Here is a 6,755-nt window from a genome sequence, read left to right as displayed (position 1 = left end):
GGCGTCGGGCACGGCGATGTCGAGGGTGTCGGTGGCGCTGGCCCTGACCGTCACGGTGTCGAAGTCGACGAAGACCTGCTCGCCGGAGGTCCGGAAGTCGGGGCCGTGGGCCAGGTAGGAGGCGAGGGAGGCGGTGCAGGTGGTGGCGCCGGCGGCGGTCCGCACGGTGAGGTGGACCTTGCCGTCGCCGGTGGGCTTCAGGTTCTGGTCGTCGACCTTGACGGAGTCGTAGAAGTGCGTGCCGTCGAGCGAGAACTGGCAGCCGTCGGTCTCCGTCTCGGTGCCCGCCCCGGTCCCCGGCTGGTACTGGCCGCCGGACTTCCAGCCGTCGCCGCCGGGCGTGCCGGTGGAGGCCGAGGCCCCGGAGGCGGCGGCGACGGACGCGGTGCACAGGGCGAGTGATGCGGCGCCCGTCCCCAGCAGGCGGCGCACGGAAACACGTCTCGCTATGGACATGCGATTCCCATCTTGGCGAGTGCTCATCACGGCGGCATCGCGGCATGGCGATGCCCGGGTGATGGCGCGGTTCAGAAGAAACACCGGGCTCAGTGGTCACGTGTGCCACGGCGTGCGCTCATGGTGGTCGGCGGGGCGGATACCTGTCAACCTGCGGCAATGCCAGGGGAGTTCAAGATTCCGCCACATCTCCCCCACGTGAGGAATGATCCCCTCCGCACGGTACGGACGTTCTCCTTCCCGGCAAACTGGACAAGCTTGTCCGTGTGACCGACTTCGTGCCCGCACCCGAGGCAGCCCAGCCCTTCGCACCCGAGCGGGACCAGCGTCCCGCCGTCGCTCCCGACTTCTCCACCCGCAACCCCGACTGGTGGCGCCAGGCCGTCGTCTACCAGGTCTACCCGCGCAGCTTCGCCGACGCGGACGGCGACGGCCTCGGTGACCTGAGAGGGATCACCGAACGCCTCCCGCACCTCGCCGCGCTCGGCGTCGACGCGCTCTGGCTCAGCCCCTTCTACCCGTCCGAGCTGGCCGACGGCGGCTACGACGTCATCGACCCGCGAGACGTGGACCCGCGCCTGGGCTCGCTGGACGACTTCGACGCGCTGGCCGCCGAGGCGCACCGGCTCGGCCTGAAGGTCGTCGTCGACATCGTCCCGAACCACACCTCGCACCTGCACGTGTGGTTCCAGGAGGCGCTGGCGGCCGGCCCCGGCTCCCCGGCCCGCGACCGGTACGTCTTCCGCGACGGACGCGGCGCGCACGGCGAACTCCCGCCCACCGACTGGCAGTCGGTGTTCGGCGGCAGCGCCTGGCAGCGCGTCCCGGACGGCCAGTGGTACCTCCACCTCTTCGCCCGCGAGCAGCCCGACCTGAACTGGGACCACGACGAGGTCCGCGAGGACGTCCGCACCACCCTGCGCTTCTGGTCGGAGCGGGGCGTGGACGGTTTCCGCGTGGACGTGGCCCACGCCCTGGTCAAGGACCTGAGGGAGCCGCTCCGCGACCTCGGCGCCCTCGGCCTGGACGGCGAGGACGCCCTCACCGCCGTACCGCCCGGCACCCACCCCTTCTACGACCGCGACGAGGTCCACGAGATCTACCGCGACTGGCGCCGCGTCCTGGACGCCTACTCCCCGCCCCGCACGGCCGTCGCCGAGGCCTGGGTCCCGGGCGCCCGCCGCGCCCTGTACGCCCGCCCCGACGAACTGAACCAGGCCTTCAACTTCGAGTATCTGCAAGCGGCCTGGGACGCGGAGGCGATCCGCGAGGTCATCACGTCCTCGCTCGCCGAGGCCCGTGCCGTCGGCGCCTCCGCGACCTGGGTGCTCTCCAACCACGACGTCGTCCGCCACGCCTCCCGCCTGATGCTCCCGCCGGGTACGGACGAGAACGCCTGGCTCCTGGCCGACGGCCACGCCCCCCGCGTCGACGAGGAGGCCGGCCTGCGCCGGGCGCGCGCCGCCACCCTCCTGATGCTGGCGCTGCCCGGATCGTCGTACGTCTACCAGGGCGAGGAACTCGGCCTGCCCGAGGTCGCCGACCTGCCCGTGGAGGTCCTCCAGGACCCGCTGTGGGAGCAGAGCGGCCGGGTCCGCAAGGGCCGCGACGGCAGCCGGGTGCCGCTGCCGTGGACGACGACCGGCCCGTCGTACGGCTTCGGCGCGGGCGGCGCCTGGCTGCCGCAGCCGGAGTCCTTCGCGCGGTACGCCGTCCAGGCGCAGGACGGCGTCGACGGCTCGACCCTGGAGCTGTACCGCACGGCCCTGCGCCTGCGCCGCAAGCTGCTCGACGGCGAGGACCTCACCTGGGCGGAGGGCACTCCACCCGGCGTGCTCGCCTTCGCCCGCACGGACGGCTGGCGCTGCGTGGCCAACCTGTCGGACGTGCCGGTGCCGTGCCCGCCGGGCGAGGTGCTGCTGAGCAGCGCCCCGCCGGACGGCGACGGCCGGATCGGCCCGGACACGACGGTGTGGCTGGCGTAGCCCGGATACGAGGTGTCCTACTGCGTCGGCGTGGGGGCGGGCGCCGGGTTCGCCCCGCCGCCCGCCGGTCCGCCGCCCGCTGCCGCGCCGTCGATGTCCACAGGTGTGGACGTGGCGGTGGGCGGCGGGGTGAGGACGACGAGTGGCTGCCCCGCGGGCGGGGCCGGCGGGGTCAGGTCCGACTGGGGGAGCTTCGGCGGAGTGGTCTGCTGGAAGAGGGTCTGGTCGAAGTCGACCATGCCGGTCTTCTCCATCACCGTGATGTGGTCCAGGACGGTGTCGTTGGCCTGGTCGGCCAGGGCCCGGATGAGGGTGTTCTTGGTGGTGGAACGCACCTTCGCGATCGTGTTGAAGATCGAACCGTGCGTCTGGCGAAGAATGTTGGCGAACTCGTAGTCGAAGTCCTTGCCCGTCTTCGCGTTGATCTGGTTGACGAAGGCCACCTGCTGCGGGCTGGCCACGTTGGGCAGGGTGATGTTCAGCATGGGCGCGAGCTTGCGACAGGTCGTGTCGAGCGAGGCATGACCGTCGACCAGGTGCTCACTGGCCGTCTTGACCGCGGGGCTCTGCCCCTTCTGCAGCCCGATCAGGCCGAGTGGGTACTCCCAGAGCCCGGCCGCTCTCACCTTGACCACGAAGTCGCGGTCGCCCTCCGTCAGGGGCCCCCATTGGGTGTTGGCGATGATCCGGTCGTTGGAGTTGGACACCGTGTCCAGCCCCAGCATCGACGGATAGGCCAGAGCCGCGAGGGTCAAGCTCAGGGCGCCGCCCACGAAGGCAGTCCCCATCGCGTTCCGCGAAAAGCGCACCGTTCCTCCTGCCTGATCGGGGACACCGCCGGTGCTCGTCGTGTGCCTGGCGGGGTCCAACACACAGGAGTACGGACGAACGGCCCCCGGAACTCACCACGTCCGGCAAAAATCGTCGTATCAGCAGACCGGGGGAAGGAAAGCGGCAGTGACAGCCACGGCAGGAACGGCAGGGCAGTCGAAGGTCACCGAGTTGACGTACTACCCGGTGAAGGGCTGCGCGGGCATCACGCTCCCCGGAGCACGGCTCACGCCCGACGGACTCCCGCACGACCGGGCGTACGTCGTCGTCGACGAGGCGGGCGAACTGCGGTGGCAGTGGGGAGACCCGAGGCTGGCCCTCATCACCCCCCACTCCGTGGACGACTCGGGCGAGTTGACCCTACGGGCCCCGGACCGCGGCGACCTGAGGGTGGACGGGAAGAGGCAGGCCGACCGGATCACGGACCTTCCGGGCCAGCCGTACGGCGCTGTCGACCAGGGCGAGGAGGCCGCCGCGTGGGTGACGGGGGTCCTGGGCCGCCCGAGCCGGCTGCTGCGCGTACGCAAGGCCCCCGGCGGCACCGCGGCCAACCACAGCCGCCTGCACGTGGTCTCCCGCGCGAGCCTGGACCGGCTCAACGGCCACCTGGCCGAACGAGGCGCCGACCCCCTCCCCATGAACCGCTTCCGCCCCAACCTCGTCGTGGACGGCTGGACCACCCCGCACACGGAGGACACCGCCGCCCGCCTCCTGATCGGCGACGCGGAACTCGCCCTCACCGAACTCACGGTCCGCTGCGCGATCACGATGGTCGACCAGGAAACGGGCGAACGGGCGGGCCCGGAACCCCTGCGCACCCTGGCGGACTACCGCAGGGCGGAGGACGGCATCGTGTTCGGCGCGTACTTCACCGTCGTACGGGAGGGAAAGGTGACGGTGGGAGACGCGGTGGAGGTCATGGCCGGCTGACATAGCCGCCCGAAAACCGGTGGAGCGGCGCCGCTGAGCGCCACTACCGTGCTGCCGGACCACGCCGCCCAGCCGAAGGACCGCCCTTGTACACCGTGTGAGGCCTCCCAACTGCTGAATCGTCGCGCGTCGCGCATCTGCGCCGCGCTCCCTTTTGCTGCGGTCTTCTCACACTGAAACCGGTGTACCTCTGTGCTGCTCGAAACCTGGGTGGTCGCGCCCACCTGCCTGCCTGCCCGCCGTCCTCCGCCGCTGCCACGCGTGCGCGTCCGAACGCTTCCGGGCCAACGGCAAGTTCCGCGTCAACGCCCACCACAAGCTCATCGACGCCTGGCTCCTCGTCCTGTGCACCAGGTGCGGGGAAACGGCGAAACTCACGGTCCTGGAGCGGACGAACGTGCGCTCCGTACGGCCGGCCCTGCTGGCCCGTCTCCACGACAACGACCCCGCCCTCGCAGCCGAGTTGCTCCAGGACCCGGCCCTACGGCGCCGTATCCGCATCGCCCTTCCACGGATTCCCTGAGCGAAACCTGAGCTTCCCGAGCGGTGGTTCCATGGGTGCATGTGGGATCCGATGATTGTTGAGGTGCCGGTGCAAAAACCTGTCATCTGCACAAACGTGGTGGCCGACTAGTCAGTGAATGCGCCCATTGCGCGGTCGAGCAGCACCGTCAGTGGGACTGCTCCCGCACAGGCCACCCACCCCGTCGAAGCCGCGTCGAGGCAGGCGAGGGCGGCCGCGACCAAGGCACTTGGCCTGGGATCCTCCGGCCGGTCAGGACTGGCCCCGAGTCGCCGGGCGATCTCCGGGGCCATCATTTCCTGCCAGCGCAACTGCTTCTCGAAGTGCCGGGCGCGCAGTGAGGGCGTGTCCTGGAGCATCCGCAGATAGCTCAGCGTCTGATCGGGTTCCGCCTCGTTCATCCGCGTCAGCACGTCGAAGGCCCGGCGCAGCGCCTCCCACGGCCGCTCCTCGTCGGGCCGGGCGGCGAGCGCGTCGGCGATCTGGCGGCCGATCGCCTCCAGGTCGACCAGAACGATGTCCTCCTTCGTTCCGAAGTGTCGGAACAGGCTGGCGCGCGACAGCCCGGCCTCGGCGGCGATCTGATCGACGGTCGTCCGGTCGAATCCCTGCTCGATGAAGAGCCTGAGCGCTACCTGCGTCACTTCCGCCCGGATCGTGGCGCGCATGCGCTCGCGCAGCCCGGGTTTGACCGCGGATCGGGTGGGAGTACCTGAGGAGTCCGTCACGCGTGAAGAATACACGAAAGCTCAACTTGAGACTAAGTCTCGCATTGAGCTATCGTCTCTCCGTAACGCCTCGTTTCGAGCAGGAGTGTTCCCGTGAGCAAGATCTGGTTCATCGCCGGTTCCTCGTGCGGTTTCGGCTGCCAGCTCGCCGAGGCGGCCCTGGAGCGCGGCGACAAGGTCGCGGCCACCGCCCGCAACACCGATTCCTGAAGGGACCTGGTCGCCGCCCACGGCGAGGCGATTCTTCCGCTGACCCTGGACGTGACGGACAAGGCCGCCGCCACCGAGGCCGCCCAGCGGGCACACGCACACTCCGGCCGCCTGGACGTCGTCGTCAACAACGCCGGTTACGGCCAGTTCGGCACCGTCGGGGAACCGACCGAACAGCACGTCCGCGACCAGATGGAGACCAACTTCATCACCGTGTACGCCCTCGACACCCCGAGCCTCGGCCTGCCGGCCACCTCCACGCCCGCCGTGGCCGCCTTCACCCAGAGCAGCCACATCCTGGGCTACGGCCGTATCACAGCCACCGCCCGGCGCTGACCCCTTAAACACTTCGAAAGGCAACGACACGATGAGTGCCAACGACCCCTTCGCCCGCCTTCCGGAGGCGGCTACCTTCACGGTCACCAGCACCACCGTCACCGATGGCGCCGCTTGGCCCGCCGAGCAGTACTCCGGCGCCCTCGGCGTGCCCGGCGGCAAGGACGTCTCCCCGCAACTGTCCTGGAGCGGCGCCCCCGAGGGCACCAAGAGCTACGCCGTCACGGTGTACGACCCCGACGCCCCCACCGGCTCCGGCTTCTGGCACTGGGCGGTGGCCGACATCCCGGCCGGCGTGACCGAACTGTCCGAGGGAGCGGGCGACGACACCGGCTCGGGTCTGCCCGAGGGCGCCTTCCAGCTGCCCAACGACGCCCGCGCCGCCCGCTTCATCGGCGCGGCCCCGCCCGCCGGGCACGGCCCGCACCGCTACTTCATCGTGGTGCACGCTCTCGACGTCGAGTCCATCGGCGTCCCAGCCGAGGCCACCCCGGCCTTCCTCGGCTTCAACATCGCCAGCCACATCCTCGGCCGCGCGGTCCTCACGGCCAGCGCCGAGATACCGGCGGCCTGACGAACGGCCATGCTGAGGGGCTCGACCACGGTCGTGGACGAGCCCCTCAGCACGCGTGTCCCTCGGTGTTTGGCCGCACCGGGGCCGGTCTTCACCGGCTCGAGTCGGCGGCCTGATCAGAGTGCCTGGGCGCGTATCGCGTCGAGGAGGTGGGTGAGGGGGGCGGGGCTGGTGGTGAGGAT

The 6,755-nt window shown here is 70.6% G+C and carries 6 protein-coding genes and 2 pseudogenes; 5 read left to right on the top strand and 3 right to left on the bottom strand.

Annotation, left to right across the window (positions count from 1 at the left end; translation table 11 throughout):
- Positions 1-456, bottom strand: a pseudogene (locus tag BZL64_RS31245) (hypothetical protein); the annotation flags it as partial.
- A 278-nt stretch (positions 457-734) separates the two neighbouring features.
- Here BZL64_RS31245 and BZL64_RS31240 point away from each other — a divergent pair.
- Positions 735-2,441, top strand: a complete 1,707-nt coding sequence (locus BZL64_RS31240) for a glycoside hydrolase family 13 protein (protein WP_086772505.1) — start codon at positions 735-737, stop codon at positions 2,439-2,441.
- Between the two features lie 17 nt (positions 2,442-2,458).
- Here the strand turns inward: BZL64_RS31240 and BZL64_RS31235 are convergent, their stop codons facing one another.
- On the bottom strand, positions 2,459-3,229 hold the full coding sequence (locus tag BZL64_RS31235; RefSeq protein WP_208639552.1) for a DUF4142 domain-containing protein: 771 nt from the start codon (positions 3,227-3,229) through the stop codon (positions 2,459-2,461).
- 169 nt (positions 3,230-3,398) lie between these two features.
- Here BZL64_RS31235 and BZL64_RS31230 point away from each other — a divergent pair, with 169 nt between their 5' ends.
- Both BZL64_RS31230 and BZL64_RS31225 read left to right on the top strand, forming a co-directional pair.
- Positions 3,399-4,202, top strand: coding sequence for an MOSC domain-containing protein (locus BZL64_RS31230; RefSeq protein ID WP_086772503.1), 804 nt, complete (start codon positions 3,399-3,401; stop codon positions 4,200-4,202).
- Positions 4,203-4,392: 190 nt separating this feature from the next.
- Positions 4,393-4,710: pseudogene (locus tag BZL64_RS31225) on the top strand (DUF1062 domain-containing protein); the annotation flags it as partial.
- Positions 4,711-4,832: 122 nt separating this feature from the next.
- Here the strand turns inward: BZL64_RS31225 and BZL64_RS31220 are convergent.
- Complete coding sequence (locus BZL64_RS31220) at positions 4,833-5,453, bottom strand: TetR/AcrR family transcriptional regulator (RefSeq protein ID WP_244205583.1); 621 nt, start codon at positions 5,451-5,453, stop codon at positions 4,833-4,835.
- A gap of 216 nt (positions 5,454-5,669) precedes the next feature.
- Here BZL64_RS31220 and BZL64_RS41510 point away from each other — a divergent pair, with 216 nt between their 5' ends.
- A complete protein-coding gene (locus BZL64_RS41510; protein ID WP_279634627.1) occupies positions 5,670-5,999 on the top strand; it encodes an SDR family NAD(P)-dependent oxidoreductase in 330 nt (109 codons plus the stop codon).
- A gap of 31 nt (positions 6,000-6,030) precedes the next feature.
- Positions 6,031-6,573 carry a YbhB/YbcL family Raf kinase inhibitor-like protein gene (locus BZL64_RS31210; protein WP_086772501.1) on the top strand — a complete coding sequence of 181 codons (543 nt, stop codon included), beginning with the start codon at positions 6,031-6,033 and terminating at the stop codon, positions 6,571-6,573.
- Positions 6,574-6,755: the final 182 nt, after the last annotated feature.

It is taken from the genome of Streptomyces bobili, from assembly GCF_002154575.1.
Taxonomy (GTDB): Bacteria; Actinomycetota; Actinomycetes; order Streptomycetales; family Streptomycetaceae; genus Streptomyces; species Streptomyces bobili.
This window is presented reverse-complemented; position numbering and strand designations above follow the sequence as displayed.